This is a genomic window from Mycobacterium seoulense (assembly GCF_010731595.1).
GTDB classification, from domain to species: Bacteria; Actinomycetota; Actinomycetes; order Mycobacteriales; family Mycobacteriaceae; genus Mycobacterium; species Mycobacterium seoulense.
Window position 1 is genome coordinate 4626621 of the sequence record NZ_AP022582.1, and the last position, 15860, is coordinate 4642480.

14 protein-coding genes are annotated in these 15860 nt (G+C 68.9%); 2 read left to right on the forward strand and 12 right to left on the reverse strand.

The genetic code is table 11. From position 1 onward, the window contains the following. Positions 1 to 28: 28 nt before the first annotated feature. Together G6N37_RS21470 and G6N37_RS21475 are read right to left on the reverse strand one after the other, a co-directional pair. A complete protein-coding gene (locus G6N37_RS21470; RefSeq protein ID WP_163683431.1) occupies positions 29 to 1495 on the reverse strand; it encodes an aldehyde dehydrogenase in 1467 nt (488 codons plus the stop codon). Positions 1496 to 1540: 45 nt separating this feature from the next. Then, a complete protein-coding gene (locus tag G6N37_RS21475; protein ID WP_163685354.1) occupies positions 1541 to 2314 on the reverse strand; it encodes a class I SAM-dependent methyltransferase in 774 nt (257 codons plus the stop codon). Positions 2315 to 2424: 110 nt separating this feature from the next. Between G6N37_RS21475 and G6N37_RS21480 the strand changes: the two genes are divergently transcribed. Then, the gene (locus tag G6N37_RS21480) at positions 2425 to 3591 is read left to right on the forward strand and encodes a glycosyltransferase family 4 protein (RefSeq protein WP_163683432.1); all 1167 of its coding nucleotides are present in this window, start codon (positions 2425 to 2427) and stop codon (positions 3589 to 3591) included. Here G6N37_RS21480 and G6N37_RS21485 read toward each other — a convergent pair. Together G6N37_RS21485 and G6N37_RS21490 are read right to left on the reverse strand one after the other, a co-directional pair. Continuing rightward, complete coding sequence (locus G6N37_RS21485) at positions 3575 to 5278, reverse strand: hypothetical protein (protein WP_163683433.1); 1704 nt, start codon at positions 5276 to 5278, stop codon at positions 3575 to 3577. The two genes, G6N37_RS21480 and G6N37_RS21485, sit on opposite strands and share 17 nt — an antisense overlap. Positions 5279 to 5286: 8 nt before the next feature. Further along, positions 5287 to 6564 carry a DUF3068 domain-containing protein gene (locus G6N37_RS21490; RefSeq protein ID WP_163683434.1) on the reverse strand — a complete coding sequence of 426 codons (1278 nt, stop codon included), beginning with the start codon at positions 6562 to 6564 and terminating at the stop codon, positions 5287 to 5289. A 131-nt stretch (positions 6565 to 6695) separates the two neighbouring features. Between G6N37_RS21490 and G6N37_RS21495 the strand changes: the two genes are divergently transcribed. After that, positions 6696 to 7886, forward strand: a complete 1191-nt coding sequence (locus tag G6N37_RS21495) for an acyltransferase family protein (protein WP_163683435.1) — start codon at positions 6696 to 6698, stop codon at positions 7884 to 7886. Here G6N37_RS21495 and G6N37_RS21500 read toward each other — a convergent pair. From G6N37_RS21500 to G6N37_RS21535, 8 genes are all read right to left on the reverse strand, one after another. Then, positions 7883 to 8359, reverse strand: coding sequence for a type III secretion system chaperone family protein (locus G6N37_RS21500; RefSeq protein WP_163683436.1), 477 nt, complete (start codon positions 8357 to 8359; stop codon positions 7883 to 7885). The genes G6N37_RS21495 and G6N37_RS21500 overlap by 4 nt on opposite strands. A gap of 54 nt (positions 8360 to 8413) precedes the next feature. After that, positions 8414 to 9904 (reverse strand): AMP-binding protein, encoded by a 1491-nt coding sequence (locus G6N37_RS21505; protein ID WP_163683437.1) that lies wholly within the window; start codon positions 9902 to 9904, stop codon positions 8414 to 8416. Next, positions 9897 to 10877 (reverse strand): phosphotriesterase family protein, encoded by a 981-nt coding sequence (locus G6N37_RS21510; protein WP_163683438.1) that lies wholly within the window; start codon positions 10875 to 10877, stop codon positions 9897 to 9899. Before G6N37_RS21510 ends, G6N37_RS21505 begins: the two co-directional genes overlap by 8 nt. 62 nt (positions 10878 to 10939) lie before the next feature. Beyond that, the gene (locus G6N37_RS21515) at positions 10940 to 11632 is read right to left on the reverse strand and encodes a class I SAM-dependent methyltransferase (protein ID WP_163683439.1); all 693 of its coding nucleotides are present in this window, start codon (positions 11630 to 11632) and stop codon (positions 10940 to 10942) included. Between the two features lie 13 nt (positions 11633 to 11645). Then, positions 11646 to 12926 carry an ATP-grasp domain-containing protein gene (locus G6N37_RS21520; protein WP_163683440.1) on the reverse strand — a complete coding sequence of 427 codons (1281 nt, stop codon included), beginning with the start codon at positions 12924 to 12926 and terminating at the stop codon, positions 11646 to 11648. A 1-nt stretch (position 12927) separates the two neighbouring features. After that, on the reverse strand, positions 12928 to 13452 hold the full coding sequence (locus tag G6N37_RS21525; RefSeq protein WP_163683441.1) for a MaoC/PaaZ C-terminal domain-containing protein: 525 nt from the start codon (positions 13450 to 13452) through the stop codon (positions 12928 to 12930). Next, positions 13445 to 14287, reverse strand: a complete 843-nt coding sequence (locus G6N37_RS21530; protein WP_163683442.1) for an HpcH/HpaI aldolase/citrate lyase family protein — start codon at positions 14285 to 14287, stop codon at positions 13445 to 13447. The genes G6N37_RS21525 and G6N37_RS21530 overlap by 8 nt, the downstream gene beginning before the upstream one ends. 38 nt (positions 14288 to 14325) lie before the next feature. Then, positions 14326 to 15576 (reverse strand): 8-amino-7-oxononanoate synthase family protein, encoded by a 1251-nt coding sequence (locus G6N37_RS21535; protein ID WP_163683443.1) that lies wholly within the window; start codon positions 15574 to 15576, stop codon positions 14326 to 14328. Positions 15577 to 15860: the final 284 nt, after the last annotated feature.

Genomic DNA, 15860 nt, shown 5'->3' on the forward strand with positions numbered 1-15860 from the left:
GTGGGTGCACGCTCGGTGCGTTCCGGGGTCAGCTCTCGATGGTGTAGCCCATCGGCATCAGCACGCTCTTCTGCTGAGTGAAGTGCTCCACACCTTCGGGACCGTTCTCGCGGCCGATGCCGGAGTTCTTGTAGCCGCCGAACGGGCAACACGGGTCGAAGGCGTACCAGTTGATCGCGTACGTCCCCGTGCGAATCTTCTCGGCGATCTCGATGCCGTGCGGCACGTCGGACGTCCACACGCTGCCGGCCAGCCCGTACGCCGAGTCGTTGGCGATCTTGATCGCGTCCTCCTCGGTGTCGTAGGGGATGATGCTCAGCACCGGCCCGAAGATCTCCTCCTGGGCGATCGTCATCTTGTTGTCGACGTCGGCGAACACCGTCGGCTGCACGAAGAAGCCGCCGTCCAGGCCCTCGGGTCGGCCGCCGCCGCACACCAGCCGCGCGCCCTCCTCGACGCCCTTGGCGATGTAGCCCTCGACCCGGGCGCGCTGCTTCTCCGAGATCAGCGACCCGATCTGGGCGGCCGGGTCCGACGGCAGCCCCACCGGCAGCGCCTGCACGAAACCGCCTACCGCGTCCACGACTTCGTCGTAGCGCGAGCGCGGGGCCAGGATGCGGGTCTGGGCCACGCAGGCCTGCCCGGTGTTCATGATCCCGGAGAACACCAGCATCGGGACCGCGGCGGCCAGGTCGACGTCGTCGAGGACGATGGCCGCCGACTTGCCGCCGAGCTCCAGGGTGCACGGCTTGAGCATCTCCGCGGCGCGCCGGCCGATCTCCTTGCCGACGGCCGAGCTGCCGGTGAAGGAGAACAGGTCGACGCCCGGGTTGGAGGTCAGCGCCTGACCGGTCTCGATCCCGCCGGGCACCACCGACAGCACCCCCTCGGGCAGCCCCGCCTCGGCGAAGGCCTCGGCCAAGGCGTTTGCGCTGAGCGGGGTTTCGGCCGCCGGCTTGAGCACCACGGTGCAGCCGGCCAGCAGCGCCGGACCGAGCTTGTTGACCGCCAGGAACAGCGGCACGTTCCACGCGACGATCGCGCCCACCACGCCGATGGGCTCGCGGTAGACGATGCTCTGCCCATAGCCGCCGGTGCGGACTTCTTTCCACTTGACCTGGTCGACGGCCGGGCCGGCGAAGAAGTTCAGCGCGCCGATCGAGCTCATCCAGTGCATCGTCTCGATCCCCATCGGCGGCTGGCCGGTCTCGGCCGCCAGCAGCTGGGTGAACTGATCCTTGCGCTCCTCCATCAGCTTGAGCGCGTTGGCGATCACAGCCGCGCGCTCCTTGGGGGGCGTCGTGGGCCAGGGTCCGCTGTCGAAGGCCGCGCGGGCCGCGGCGACCGCGGCGTCGACGTCGGCGGCCGCCGCCAGGGGCACCTTTCCGACGTACTCGCCGGTGGCCGGGCAGCGCACCTCGATCACCTCGTCGGTCGACGGCTCGGTCCACTTGCCGCCGATGAAAAGCTTGTCGTATTCGGTCATGTCGCTCATTTGCGCCACCCTACCCAAGCCGACGCAAAACGAGAACATGTTTCATTATCGGGGCCGCAGCACCAGCACCAGATTGCTGACTCCGAACTCCCGCAGCAGCGGCACCGATGTCAGCCACCACGCCCATCGCGGGTGGTAGCGGGGAAATGCCGCCACCGCGGCGCCGGTGCTGGCGGCCCAGTCGAGGCCCTCGGCCGCGGACACGGCGAACAACGACGACCCGTAGTTGTTTTTCGCCGGATGCCCGTGTTTGCGCGCATATCGGGCGGCGGCCCGGGCGCCGCCGAGGTAGTGCGTCAGCCCCATCTCGTGCCCACCGAACGGGCCCAGCCAGACGGTGTAGGAGAGCAGGGCAAGCCCGCCCGGCTTGGTCACCCGCAGCATCTCGTTGCCCAGCTGCCACGGCCGAGGCACGTGCTCGGCGACGTTGGATGACAGGCAGATGTCCACCGAGTCGTCCGCGAACGGCAGGGCCATGCCCGAGGCGCGGACAAAGTTTCCGGGGCCGCGCGCGAGCGACGGCCCGGCCGCGTGCATCTCGCTCGGGTCGGGTTCGACACCCAGGTAGCGGAGCCCGGCGTCTTCGAACGCGGCCGAGAAGTAGCCGGGCCCGCCGCCGACGTCGAGCAGCGTGCGGCCGGCCGGGGGCTCGCCGTGCGCGGCCCGCCACAGGTCGCCCACCATCGCCGCGGTGTCCGCCGCCAGCGCGCCGTAGAACCGGGCCGGGTCCGATTGCTCGTAGCGGAACTCCGACAGCAGCCGCAGCGCACGGGCCAGGGTGGCCCGCCGCGCGAAGACTTGGGTGGGAGGCGGGGTCACGGCCACCGGCCAACCCTACGCATGGGTCCGCGTAGTCGCCGGGCTGCGCTTGACCGCCCACCTCGCGCCGCTCCGCGGCGCGCATCGTCGCCGGGCTAGGCTGACCGGTGATGTCTGCTCTGCGCTCCGTACTCCTGCTGTGCTGGCGCGATACCGGCCACCCGCAGGGCGGCGGGAGCGAAACCTACCTGCAGCGCATCGGCGCCCAGCTGGCGGCATCCGGCGTCGAAGTCACCCTGCGCACCGCACGCTATCCCGGAGCGCCTCGCCGTGAAGTCGTCGACGGTGTGCGCATCGATCGCGCCGGCGGCCGGTACTCCGTCTACGTCTGGGCCTTACTCGCGATGGCGGCGGCCCGGCTGGGGATCGGACCGCTGCGGCGGGTGCGTCCCGACGTGGTCGTCGACACCCAGAACGGCCTGCCTTTCCTCGCCCGCTTGGTCTATGGCCGTCGGGTGGTGGTCTTGGTGCATCACTGCCACCGCGAACAATGGCCGGTGGCCGGGCCGGTGCTCGGCCGGCTCGGCTGGTTCGTCGAGTCGAGGTTGTCGCCGTGGCTGAACCGGCGCAATCAGTACGTGACGGTGTCGCTGCCGTCGGCCCGCGACCTGGTGACGCTCGGGGTCGACAACGCGCGAATCGCGGTGGTGCGCAACGGACTCGACGAGGCCCCGGCGCGTTCGCTGACCGGCCCTCGCGCCGCCGCGCCGCGGGTGGTGGTGCTGTCCCGGCTGGTGCCGCACAAGCAGATCGAGGACGCGCTGCAGGCCGTCGCGCAGCTGCGGCCCCGCGTGCCGGGCCTGCACCTCGACATCGTCGGTGACGGGTGGTGGCGCCTTCGGCTCGTCGACCACGTCCGTCGGCTCGGCATCTCCGACGCGGTCACCTTCCACGGTCATGTCGACGACCTGACCAAACACCACGTGCTGCAAAGCTCGTGGGTGCAGCTGCTGCCCTCACGCAAGGAGGGGTGGGGCCTCGCGGTCGTCGAGGCGGCCCAGCACCGGGTGCCGACCATCGGCTACCGATCCTCGGGCGGCCTGTCGGATTCGATCGTTGACGAGGTGACCGGCGTCCTGGTGGACACCCACGCCGAGCTGGTGGATCGACTCGAGGAGCTGCTGTCGGACCCCGTGCTGCGCGACCAACTCGGCGCCAAGGCGCACACCCGAAGCGGTGAATTCTCCTGGGGGCAAAGCGCCGACGCCATGCGCACGGTTCTGGAGGCCGTGCGAACCGGCCACCCGGTCAGCGGCCTCGTCAGCGGCCGGGGCTGACTGACCGGGATCGCCACCCGCCGACCAACGCCCCGGCGCCGCCCACGAGCAGGACCGCCAGCCACGCCAGATGCGCGATCAACGTCGTCGTGCGGACGGCGGGGGCGGCCCCGGCGGTGTCGCCGCCGGTGCGATACAGCGCGAGGTCGTCGTCGCGGTAGACCGGCGTCAGCGCGTCGACGGTGCGGGCGGAGGCCCCCATGTCGCCGGCGGTGTCCGACTCCACGACCAGCCAGGCCACGCCGGCCGGGGCGAGGGCGGACGGATCGGGCCCGGCCAGCAGCAACTGCTGCACCGCCCGGGCGTGAGTGCCCTCGCCCGGGATGACGGTGCCCGAGATCACCAGGTCGCCGGTGCTCAGCACGTCGGCGCGCACCCAACGGGGCAACGGATCCAACACCGGCGCGCGACCCGACCACGAGTAGAGCCGCATGGTGCCGGCGGGCAACACCGCCACCGTCCCGGGTTGGGCGTTGATCGCGGCGGCCACCGCCGCCCAGCCACGCGGATACTGCGCCGGCGACACCTGCCCCCACACCCCCCAGGCCAGGTCGGGCAGCGCGAAGATCAGCGCGAGGCAGCAAACCGGCGCCGCCACCACATCCGCGGGTGGCGGCACCCATCTGCGCAGCGTCACCACCACCCCCGCGCCGGCCAGGGCGTAGGCCGGCACGGCCAGGGCCACCCACTTCTGCCCGTCGCGCAGCACACCGAAGCCGGGCACGGCGTCGACCCCGGCGGCCAGCAGGTGCAGACCCGGGCCGGTCGCCAGCGCGGCCGGCACCAGCACGGCGGCAGCCGCCAGCGCCAGCAGCGGCCGCGCCGCCGGGCGGCGCACCACCGCCGGCAACCCGACCGCGACCACGCCCAGCAGCACCACCGCCGACACCACCGCGAACGGGGTGGTCCGCGAGATCGGCACCGCCTCGCCGTTCCAGATCCCGCCCAGGCTGGCCAGGCTGGCGAGCGTGCCCAGACCCGGCTCGGCGCGCGGCGCGAACGCGGCGACCCCGAGGGTGTTCGCCGCCGTGTGGGAGGTCAACGACGCGCCCAGGGCCGACGCGGTCAGCCAGGGCAGCGCGGACACCAGCGCGGCGCCCGACGTCACCGCGGCGCACCGCCAGCGCGGCTCGCCCGGGCCCGGCGCGGCCACGCAGGCGAGCCCCACCGTCGCGGCGAGCAGCAGACCGGTTGGCGTCAGCCCGGCCAGCGCGATCCAGAAGGCCAGCGCGAAGAACGAGCCGGACGCCGTCCGCAGCCTGAGCATCGCCGTCGAAACCCAGGGCAGGCAGCCGTATCCGACCAGCAGGCTCCAGTGGCCCTGCAGCAGTCGCTCGGCGACGTAGGGGTTCCAGACCGCCACGGTGGTGGCGACGAACTGGCCGGCCGCGCCCGCGCCGGGCAGCGCCGTCGCGGTCAGCCGGGCCGCACCCCAGCCCGCGAGCCAGAGCCCCAGGACCAGCAGCGCCTTCACCACGACGCCGCCGTCCAGCGCGTGCGAGGCCAGCGCCACCGCGAAGTCTTGCGGCGTCGCCCGCGGCGCCGACGTCAGGCCCAGCGCGGTGTCGGAGACATACGAGCGCGGCGTGGACACGGCGTCGCGCAGCAGCAGGTAACCGGGCTTGAGCAGCGGCCCGACCACCAGCAGCGCCAAGGCCAACGCGTACCCGGGCCGGGACCAGCGCACGCGGCGGGCTACTCCCGTTCGGGTGGACTGGTGGGCTGGGGCGGCCCCGCATCGGGTGGGTCGTCGGCGCCCGGGGTGGGCGCGTCCGCACCGGGATCATCGCGCGAGGTGGGGCGCTGCGTGGGGAGCTTCTCGGTCTCGGCCTCGGCGCCCGGCACCGGCTCCTCGACCCCGCTGCGGCCGAAGAAGTCCTGATCACCGCGGTCCAGGCCGGGATCGGTCAGCGCGCTCTCGGTCCGCAGGCTGAACGAGGCGAGCAGGCCGCCACCCACCAGCGCGATCAAACCGACGGCGGTGAACGTGATCGGCAGCACCCGCGACCACAGGGCCAGCCGGTCGCGCTCGTCCCGGGCGGCGTTCACCTGCGATTCGACGGTGTCCTGGTTGGAGGTCACCTTGTAGTCGGCCAGGGTCAGCTCCGGCTTGAGTGGATCGCGGGCGAAGTAGTGGTTGGCGTGCTCGGTCTCCTTGACGATGGTGCCCGACACCGGGTCCACCCAGAAGGTCCGCTGCGCCGCGTAGTAGCGGGTCATGGTGATCTGCTCGTTCGGGTCGCCGCCCTGCACGCCCCACATCGATGCCGACGTGGTCTGCTTGGCGTCCTCGTTGCCGGCCAACAGCGACGGGTACGCCACCGGAGCCACGAGCTTGCCCTCGGCGTTGTAGCCGACGTTCTGGGTGAACTTGTAGGTGGTCAGGCCGTTGACGTCTTCCTGGCTGTCGTAGTTGACGTCGAACGGCTTCTGCGCGATCGGGTCGAAGTAGGGGTAGGTCTTCTTCTCGGTGTGGAACGGGAACCGGTAGGCCAGGCCGTCGTGCCGCAGCGGCATCGCGGTGGGCGGGTTCTCGTCGTTGAAGGCGCGCGGCTTCTGGACCGAGCCGCCGGCGTGGGTGTCATCGGAGACGGCCATCGCCGTCTTGCGGTTGAGGGTGACGGTGTCGACGATCGCCAGCAGCAGGCCGCTGTCCTTCTGCTTGTCGGTGCGCCGCACCGAGGTCCCGACCTGCAGCGTGACCACGTCGGTGTTCGCGGGTGATTCGACGCTGATCTGCTGCTGCGACACCAGCGGCACGTTCTGGTTGACGACCACGTGATCGGTCGACAGCGACGCGGAGTCGAGCGCGGTTCCGCTGCCGTCGCTGATCAGCGTGGCGTCGATGTCGAGCGGGACCTTGGTGATCCGGCTGGTGGTGTACGTCGACAACAGCAGCGCGGCGATCAGCAGGGCGGCTCCGAGTCCGATGATCCCGCATGCGGCGAACCGCAACATGACTGCTCGGTTCACGTTGCTGTGCCCTCCCTCATGGTCTCTCGCCGGGGCAAACCCGTTCGACCCTAACAGCAGAACGTAAGGCCCCGGCTTACCAATCTATTGGGACCGCCACGGGCCTTTCGGGTGTACCCATTCGTCGGCCGATGCATCCCAGGCAAACTGTGGGGGTGACGGATGGCCAGCAGGCGGGCGGGGTTCGCAGCTTCCTGCCCGCCGTGGAGGGGATGCGCGCCTGCGCGGCGATGGGCGTGGTCGTCACCCACGTCGCTTTCCAGACCGGACACTCCAGCGGGGTGACGGGCCGCCTGTTCGGCCGGTTCGACCTCGCCGTGGCGGTGTTCTTCACGCTGTCGGGATTCCTGTTGTGGCGCGGCCACGCCGCGGCCGCACGCGGCCTGGCCAGGCGGCCCCACACCGGCCACTATTTGCGGTCCCGGGTGGTGCGCATCATGCCCGCCTATCTGGTGGCGGTCGTCGTGATCCTGTCGCTGCTGCCCGACGCGGATCACGCCAGCCCGACGGTGTGGCTGGCCAACCTGACACTGACCCAGATCTATGTGCCGCTCACCCTGACCGGCGGGCTGACCCAGATGTGGAGCCTCTCCGTCGAGGTGGCCTTTTATCTGGCCCTGCCCATCCTGGCGTTGTTGGCCCGCCGCTTGCCGATCGGCGCGCGGGTGCCGGCGATCGCCGCGCTGGCCGCGTTGAGCTGGGCCTGGGGCTGGGTGCCCATCCATTCCGGATCCGGCACCAATCCGCTCAACTGGCCGCCGGCCTTCTTCTCCTGGTTCGCCGCGGGCATGGTGCTGGCCGAATGGGTCCACAGCCCGGTCGGCGTGCCGCACCGGTGGGCGCGGCGCCGCGTGGTGATGGGCGTCGCCGCGGTCCTGGCCTACCTGTTGGCGGCGTCCCCGCTGGCCGGGCCCGAGGGCCTGATTCCCGGCACGGCCAGCCAGTTCGCGGTGAAGACCGCGGCGGGGTCGGTGGTGGCGTTCGCGCTGGTCGCCCCGCTGGTGCTGGACCGCGTCGACACGTCGCACCGGCTGCTGGGCAGCACCGTCATGGTGACGCTGGGGCGGTGGTCCTACGGGCTGTTCGTCTGGCACCTGGCCGCGCTGGCCATGGTGTTCCCGGTGCTCGGGACGTTCGCGTTCACCGGCCGGATGCCCGAGGTGTTGGTGTTGACGCTCATCTTCGGGTGGGCGATCGCAGCGGTCAGCTACGGGCTGGTCGAGTCACCCTGCCGGGAAGCGTTGCGGCGCTGGGAGAAACGAGAGAAGCCGGCCGAAGGCCGCGATGCGGTCGACGCCGAGGCGGACGCGATCGCGCCCTAACCGGTTCGGTCCATCCACTCTTCCAGCGTGTGCGCGGACGGCAGGCAGATCGCGCGCTCGATCTTCTCAAATAGGTCGGCGCCGTACTCGACGGTGGAACGGACGAGGTTGCCCAGCGCCTCGATGTGGATCCCGTCGGTCAGCAGGTAAGCGTTCTCGCCGACGACGCTGACGTGGCCCGGGCGGGCGGTCTCGCGCACAAACGCCTTCGGCCAATGGGTTTCGCGGTTCCAGTCGTTGACCAGTTCCATCAGGCGCGGCCGCTCGGCGGCGGGGTAGTAGCCGGCGGGACTGATCGAGATCTCGAAGACGTCGCGCCGCAGGCCGTTGATCCGCAGGTTCACGTGCAGCTTGCCGCACTCGTAGCCGGGCAGCATCAGGAACTCCTCGCCGTCGTCGCTGCGAAAGAACCGCAACTGACGCGATTGCAGGTAACGGTCGATCAGGTCCGTGCTCAGCGGTTCGATCTGCATGGCCCGATGGTGCGGCCGCGGCCTTGGAGGATTCTTGATGCGAACGGTCGCGCGTCAGACCGGCTCGGCGGCCTGCAGGCGCGCGATGATCTCGGCGCGCACCGCCGACCGCCGGGCCTTGCCGGCGTCGTCGCGCAGGGGAGTGTCGACGAACTCGATGAAGTCGGTGGTGGGCGGCACCTTGTACGCGGCGAGGTGTTCGCGCAGGAACTCCTGCACGCCCTCGGCGTCCAGCGTGGCGCCGTCGGCCGTGTGCACCAGCGCGTAGGGCACCTGGCCCAGGTCGCCGGAGTTCGGGTCGGGGACGCCGACGACGAGGCAGGACAACACGTCGGGGTGCGCCGACAACGCGTTCTCGACCTCGGCGGGGTACACGTTGCGGCCGCCCACGGTGAACATGTCGACGCGGCGGTCCGACAGATACAGGAACCCGTCGGCGTCGAAATGGCCCAGATCGCCCAGCGAATCCCAGCCGTCGCGGCTCTTCGCCGTTGCGCCGACGTAGCGGTAGGTGGGCGCGCTGCCCGCACCGGGACGCATGTAGATCTCGCCGACCACGCCGGGCGGGCAGGGGTTGCCGTCGTCGTCGAGCACCTTCATCTCCCCGGCGACCACCACGCCCACCGAGCCGCGGTGGGTCAGCCACTGGTCGCCGGAGATGAAGGTGAGTGCCTGTAATTCGGTGCCGCCGTAGAGTTCCCACACCTTCTCCGGGGCCAGCAGGTCGATCCACGCCTGCTTGACGGCCGGCGGGCAGGGCGCCCCCATATGCCAGAACCGACGGATCGACGACAGGTCATACGACCCGGGGTCGGCGTGGTAGACGGGCAGCGCCCGCTGCATGATCGTCGGCACCGTCGTCAGGAAGGTCACGCCGTGGTCGGTGATCAGCCGCAGAAACCGCTCGGGGTCGAACCGGCTCATCACGACCAGGTGATGGCGCATCAGCAGGGCGAGCGTCGCGGTGGTGAAACCCGTGTTGTGGGACAACGGGATCGGGACCAGCGTGGTGTCGCCCTCCTGCGCGCCGAGGGGATAGCCGATGGCGGCCGGAATCCGGCTGTCACCGCCGGATTCGATGAGCTTGGGCCGGCCGGTGCTGCCACCGGATCCCATCGCCTTCCAGACCGGCGAGACCGCCTCCGGCAGCGCCGCGTCTGAGTGCTCCGGCCCTGGCGTGAAACCGGCTGGAACGCTGGGCATTTGGGGATGATCGCGACCGACCAGAAGCGCGGGCGGGCGCAGCTCCAGCAGGCCCTGCAGCTCCGCGTCGGGCAACCGGGCCGACAGCGGCTGGGGCACCGCGCCCAGCTTCCAGCACGCCACCGCGGCCTGGATCCACTCGACGGAGTTGGGCAACACCATGGTCACGTAGTCGCCGACGCCGACACCACGCTCGGCGTACGCGCGGGCCAGCCGGTTCGTCGAGGCGTCGAGCTCCGCGCGGGTGAGGGTCAGTCCGTCGCAGGTGACGGCGGGCTCGTCGGGCGCCAGCTCGGCCAGCGCCGAAATCTGGGTACCGATCGGCGGGATCGGCTCACTCATATGCGCCCTGCCGCTCGAAGATGCGGCGGGGGTTGTCGACCAGCATCGTGTGCAGTTGCTCGTCGGTCACGCCGCGCTCCTTGAGCGCGGGGATGACGTCGTTGTGGATGTGCAGGTAGTGCCAGTTGGGCGCCATCTGGGGCACGAGCTCTTCGGGCAGCGCGTCGAAGTAGCAGTTCGCGTCGTGCGAGAGCACCATCTTGTCGGCGTGGCCGCGCTCGCACATCTGCGCCACGATCTTGACCCGCTCTTCGAAGGGTGAGATCACGTCGAGGCCGAACCGGTCCATCCCGAGATACGACCCCGCGGCGATGAGTTCTTCGAGGTAGCCGATGTCGGTGCTGTCGCCGGAGTGGCCGATCACGACCCGGCTCAGGTCGACGCCCTCCTCCTCGAAGATGCGTTGCTGCTCGAGGCCGCGGCGCAGCCCGGCGTGGGTGTGCGTCGAGATGGGCACCCCGGTGCGCTTGTGCGCCTGGGCGACCGCGCGCAGCACCCGCTCGACGCCCGGGGTGATGCCGGGCTCGTCGGTGGCGCACTTGAGGATTCCGGCCTTGACGCCGGTGTCGGCAATGCCCTGCTCGATGTCGCGGACGAACATGTCGGTCATGATCTCCGGGCCGCCCAGCAACCCGCCGGGCCCCTCGTAGTGGAACCGGAACGGGATGTCGTTGTAGGTGTAAAGCCCAGTCGCCACAACGATATTCAGCTCGGTCGCCGCGGCCACCCGCGCGATGCGCGGGATGTAACGGCCCAGCCCGATCACGGTGAGGTCGACGATGGTGTCCACACCGCGGGACTTCAACTCGTTGAGGCGGGCGACCGCGTCGGCCACCCGCTTATCCTCGTCGCCCCAGGCGTCCGGGTAGTTGAGCGCGATCTCGGTGGTCATGATGAACACGTGCTCGTGCATGAGCGTCACGCCGAGGTCGGCGGTATCGATGGGGCCGCGGGCGGTATTGAGTTCTGACACGTGACTGATGCTAGGTCGACTCGGTGGCAAAGCAACAGTGCCGTCTCGTCGACGTCGCTGGGTCAGCGGCGCGAGGGCACCGCTTCGAGCCATTCCGTCGATTCGGGACTGGCGGTGAGCAACCGCAATCCGGCACCGTCGAGTTCGCGCAGGAGCTCGTCGGCCGTCAGCACCTCGAGATGGAAGCATTGCCGCAACGTCGACCCGTCGACGACCAACGCATATTCGCCCTCGACGAGCCCAGCGAGGTCGCTGTGGACCGTCACGCGGGCCGTCAGGTCGCCGATCGCTTTACATTCCGTCCAGCCGGCAGGTCGAGCCGCAAGATATGCCGGCGGCTTCCACTGGATGATCGCCTTGCCTGCCGGTTTCAGATGGTGCGCGACCGTAGCCAGCACCGCCCGTCGAAGCGCGACGCCCGGGTAGTGAATGAGGTTGGTCGGCAACAGGACCGCATCGAACTCCTGCGTCAGGCGCAGGTCCTCGATACGGGCGCGCACCGTGCGCGCGCACCGAACTTCGGCGAGCATGCGGTCGGAGTCGTCGACCGCGGTGACGTGGTGGCCGAGGCGGGCCAGCGGGTCGGCGATCCGTCCGGTGCCGGCACCGAGTTCCAGCACCGAGCTTCGCGGTCGAAGAAGGGCGTCGATCTGCTCGGGCTCTCCCGTCGGCGGCAGTCGGCGGTAGAGCTCGATCAGGCTTCCGTCGGCCGTGCGTTCGGTGTTCGCATCGGCTTGGCAGTGACAACACGACATCGCGGCAATCCCCTCAAGCCAGCTCGTAGAAGCCTGGACCGTCGATGTAACGCAGCGTCCAGAGGTCGCGAGCCACGACTTCGCCGACCTCGTGCACCAGCCTGACGAAGATCGGGTAGGTCAGGTCGTTGGTGGTCAGCGACAGTTGTTCGCCGGGGTTCACCCGGACCCGCATGTCGTGGAAGCTGTCCAGCCCCTTGATGGCCTCCAAGCTTTGGTAGGAGGTTAGGGTGCCGCTGCGCGGGGCGACCATGGCGGCGCCCGCAACCTGTTGGCGGAGGCGGTAGGGCCGCCCGCTGTTTTCGGCGAATTGCCCGGGTCGCGCGTAGGCGTCCACCGTCCATTCGACCTGCGACCGCCCGGTGGCCAAGAGTGCCCCCTCGGGCAGGGTGCCGCCCGCGATTCGCGCCCCCACTTCGACCAGACATGGCCCGTCGGACGTCATCTTGATCTCGGCATGGGCCGCGCCGTGCCGGATCCCGAGGGCGTCGAGCACGGCGAACGCGTACGCAACCAGCTTGTCCTGCACTTCGCCCGTCGCCGGCAGCAGCCGCCAGGCCACCAGAAGGTCGGGGACCCCGTTTGCGTTGATGCGATACGTCTCCCAGATGTCGCACACGTGGTGGGCTCCATCTCGGCTGACCGTGTCGACGATGTATTCGGTGCCCATCAGGCATTCCTGGGCCACCACACCGTCATTGGGCTGCGACAGCACGTTTTTGCGTCCGTCGAGCCGGCGGAAGGCTTGCACGGAGTCGTCGGGGGTGTGGCACCAGGCGACACCGTCGCCGGCGGCGCTGCGCAGTGGCTTGAGGACGACCATGCCCCGAACTTCGGTATGCCAGTCGCGAAGCTGCCTTTCGGTTTCCACCAAGATCTGCCTGGCTCCCCGCAAACCTTGCTGTTTGATCCGCTCGATCATCAGATACTTGTCGCGCCGTGCGCTGCTCAGCGCGGTGCCGTTGGTCGGTGCGCCCGTGATGGGGTGGAGGGCCTCGCTGAGCGCGTCGGCCAGTTCCACTCCGGGTTCGGTGCCCGCCACAACCGCGACCGGGCGGAACGGAGACAGCGCTTGCAGCGTCGCGTGTAAGTCGCCGTGGTGCACGATGTCGACGTCGTAGGGATATCGATCCGGTTGGCCGCGTAAGGCTTCGGGCACCTCGGGGCTGCTTTGCACACGCAGCGGGGTATATCCCGCACTCAGGAAACCCTGGGCCAGTTCGGTGCCGATGGAGGCGTAGGTGTCAACCAATACGACATGGCGCGTGGCGCCCTCGTGCACATCGCTCTTCATCTCAGTACGCGGCCTGATCCTCGAGATCGTGCTCGCGCGTGGGCAACAGGAAGCTGCGTTCACACGTCAGGAAGAGCGTGCCGTCCGCCTTCAGTCCACGGGTGGCGCAGCTGACGATGCCCTGGTGTGCCCGGGATGCCGATAGGCGCTTACCCAGGTACTCGGTCTCGGCATAGATGGTGTCCCCGACGAACACGGGGGCGAGAAGGCGGATGTTGTCCCAGCCCAGGTTGGCAAGGCCCTTGGCGCTGGTGCTGGGAACGCTCATGCCCGAGACGATCGACAAGGTGACCAGGCTCGACACCAAAGGCCGCTTCCACTCGGTCTGTTCGCAGTAAGCGTTGTCGATGTGCAGCGGGTGCAGATTGAGTGAGAGCAACGACATCCAGACGTTGTCGGCTTCGGTGAGGGTTCGGCCCGGACGGTGCTCAACGATGACCCCGACCTCGACGTCTTCGAAGAAGAGGCCGCGCGACTCTCGCCAGCGCCGATCAGCAATCTTCTTGTAGGCACGGATCTCATCCATGGGTGATCCCGTAGCGCGGCGCCTCAACCGCTATCGCCCGCGCCAGCAGGCGCCGCGCCGCGGCGACCATCGGCGGGCCAACCATCTGCCCGTCGAGGACACCGATCTCCCCGGATCGTTCGCGCGCCATCTCGATGACACGGCGGGCTCGTTCCACCTCCGCAGGCAATGGCGTGAAGCCGTCATTGATCACCGGCACCTGGCGGGGATGAACCGCGGCTTTGCCGCCGAAGCCGAGTTCGCGCGACCGGTTCACATCGATCTTGAGGGCGAGATCGTCGCTCAGGTCGAAGGTGGGTGCGTCGATGGCCGGGATACCGGCTGCGGCGGCGGCCGTGACGATGCGCGACCGCGCATAGAGCAAGGGCTCCCACTCCATCGATATGCTCAGGTCGGCCGCGAAGTCGGCGGCTCCGAAGACCAGCGCCCGTACGCGTGGCGTGGCATTCGCGATCTCGTCAACCGCCGAGAGGCCGGCCGCGGTTTCGATCGTTGCCAGAAAAGCGACGTCCGCGAGCTGGTCACCCAGCATGTCTTCCAGGATGAGTAGGTCATGCGCACAATTCACCTTCGGGACCAGCAGCGCGTCGGGTCTGATGGCGCCGTAAAAGAGGGCGAGAATGTCGTGCAAACCGTCGGCGGTGCGCAGGCTGTTGATCCGCAGGGCACGAACGCAGCCCGTCGACTTCGTGTCGAACAGCCGAGACGCTACGCGACGAGCCGCTTCGCGCTGGGCGGGCGGCACCGCGTCTTCGAGATCCAGGGTGCATACGTCGGCGCCTGATTTCAGGGCAGCCCGATAGCGGCGCGGATGGACAGCGCTCGTCATCAGCATCGTCCGAAAGACGTTATTTTGCGCCAACACTCGATTACTCATGCTGAAATACCGAACAGATCTTGTGATTCCGACGCCACCAATTCGCCGACGGTCTCGCAGAACCGGCGGATGTCCTCGGGGTCGTTGTCTGACCGCAGCATGATGCGCAGTCCCGCGTGGCCCATGGCGGTGACGGGAAAGAAGACCGCCGAGGTGTAGTAGCCGCGATCGAAGATTTCCCGCGACAGACCGATCGCTTTGGCGTCCTCGCCCGTCCGGATCAGCCGGATCGGGGTCAACGTGCCGGCCTGCGGGGTCGAGATCAGGCTGTCGAAGAGGGCGGCGTTGTCGCGCAGTTGTTGCTGTCGCTGTGCCAGCTCGGGTGAATTGTGCACGCGCAACGAGCCCAGGCACGCGCCGATCGTCGGCGCGTTCGCAGGCTTGGACCATGCCAGTGGGCCGCCGAAGCGCATGAGGACGTCGTAGTGCTTCTCTGGTCCCAACATGATGACCCCGCCGCTGGCGCCGAAGGCCTTTCCGAGCGAGGCGACGATGACGGTCAGCGGGTTGAGCTGCTCGGGCATCATGGATCGCACGATTCCTTCGCCTCGTTCGCCGTACATGGACAACGAGTGGGCCTCGTCGAAAAAGAGGAACAGCCCGTAGCGGTCCTGCAACTCCATCAGCTCTTTGACCGGGGCGATGCCCCCCAGCGAGTAGGCGCCGTCGGCGACGTAGGCGACCCGCTGGTGCTTCTTGCACATGTCTTCGAGGTAGTTGAGGTCGTTGTGCGGGCAGGTGTAGACCGGAGCCTCGTCGGCGCAGATGGGCTTGACGTAGTTGAGCGAGAAGTGCGCATGCTTGTCGAACACCATGACGCGCGGTTCACCGTCGTCGGTCAAGTGCCCCGAGGCGATCAGCGGCAGCACGGCGGCGCTCGCCACCGCCGTGGAGATCGCGGAGATGCAGCGTGCCCGATACAACGCCGAGAGTCCGGTTTCGAGTTCGTCGATGATGGAGAACCGGATCCGCAGCCGGGAGGCGGACAGCGCGAACGTCTGCTCCGAATCAATCGCCGCACGAGCGCTTTCCAGCACCCAGGGGTGGGAGTGCAGCCCGAGGTAGGAGCACGAAATCATGTTGATGAAACGGTGGCCATCGCTTTGCCGCTCCAGCCGATCGTTGCCGACGTAACGAACGCTGTTGTCCAGCAGCTTGTTGTCGGCTGCAGCCTGCCATGCGGGATTGCCCACGGCGACGGCCTTGGCGTTGTTCCGGAATCGGTGTATCCGGGGCTGTACATTCATCAACGGGTCTCCTCGAGAAGCGTCTTCGGTAACGCGGATCGCGCGTGGCTGAAGCCGTCCTCGAACGTCAATGTTTCGGAGATCCGCGACTAGCGATGGCCACCGTGGGTGTTACAAATCGCACGGTAGACAGGTCCGCGCGCTCAGGCCTCCACCAATCGGTTCGGGGGAGGAATGAATCTTCCGTCCCCTGATCGGGGGACATGCGCGAGCGCCCCTGGAAGGTTGGCGGTTAATTTCGTCGATTCGCCAGCCGACTGTCGCCCTCACGGCCACGCTATTGG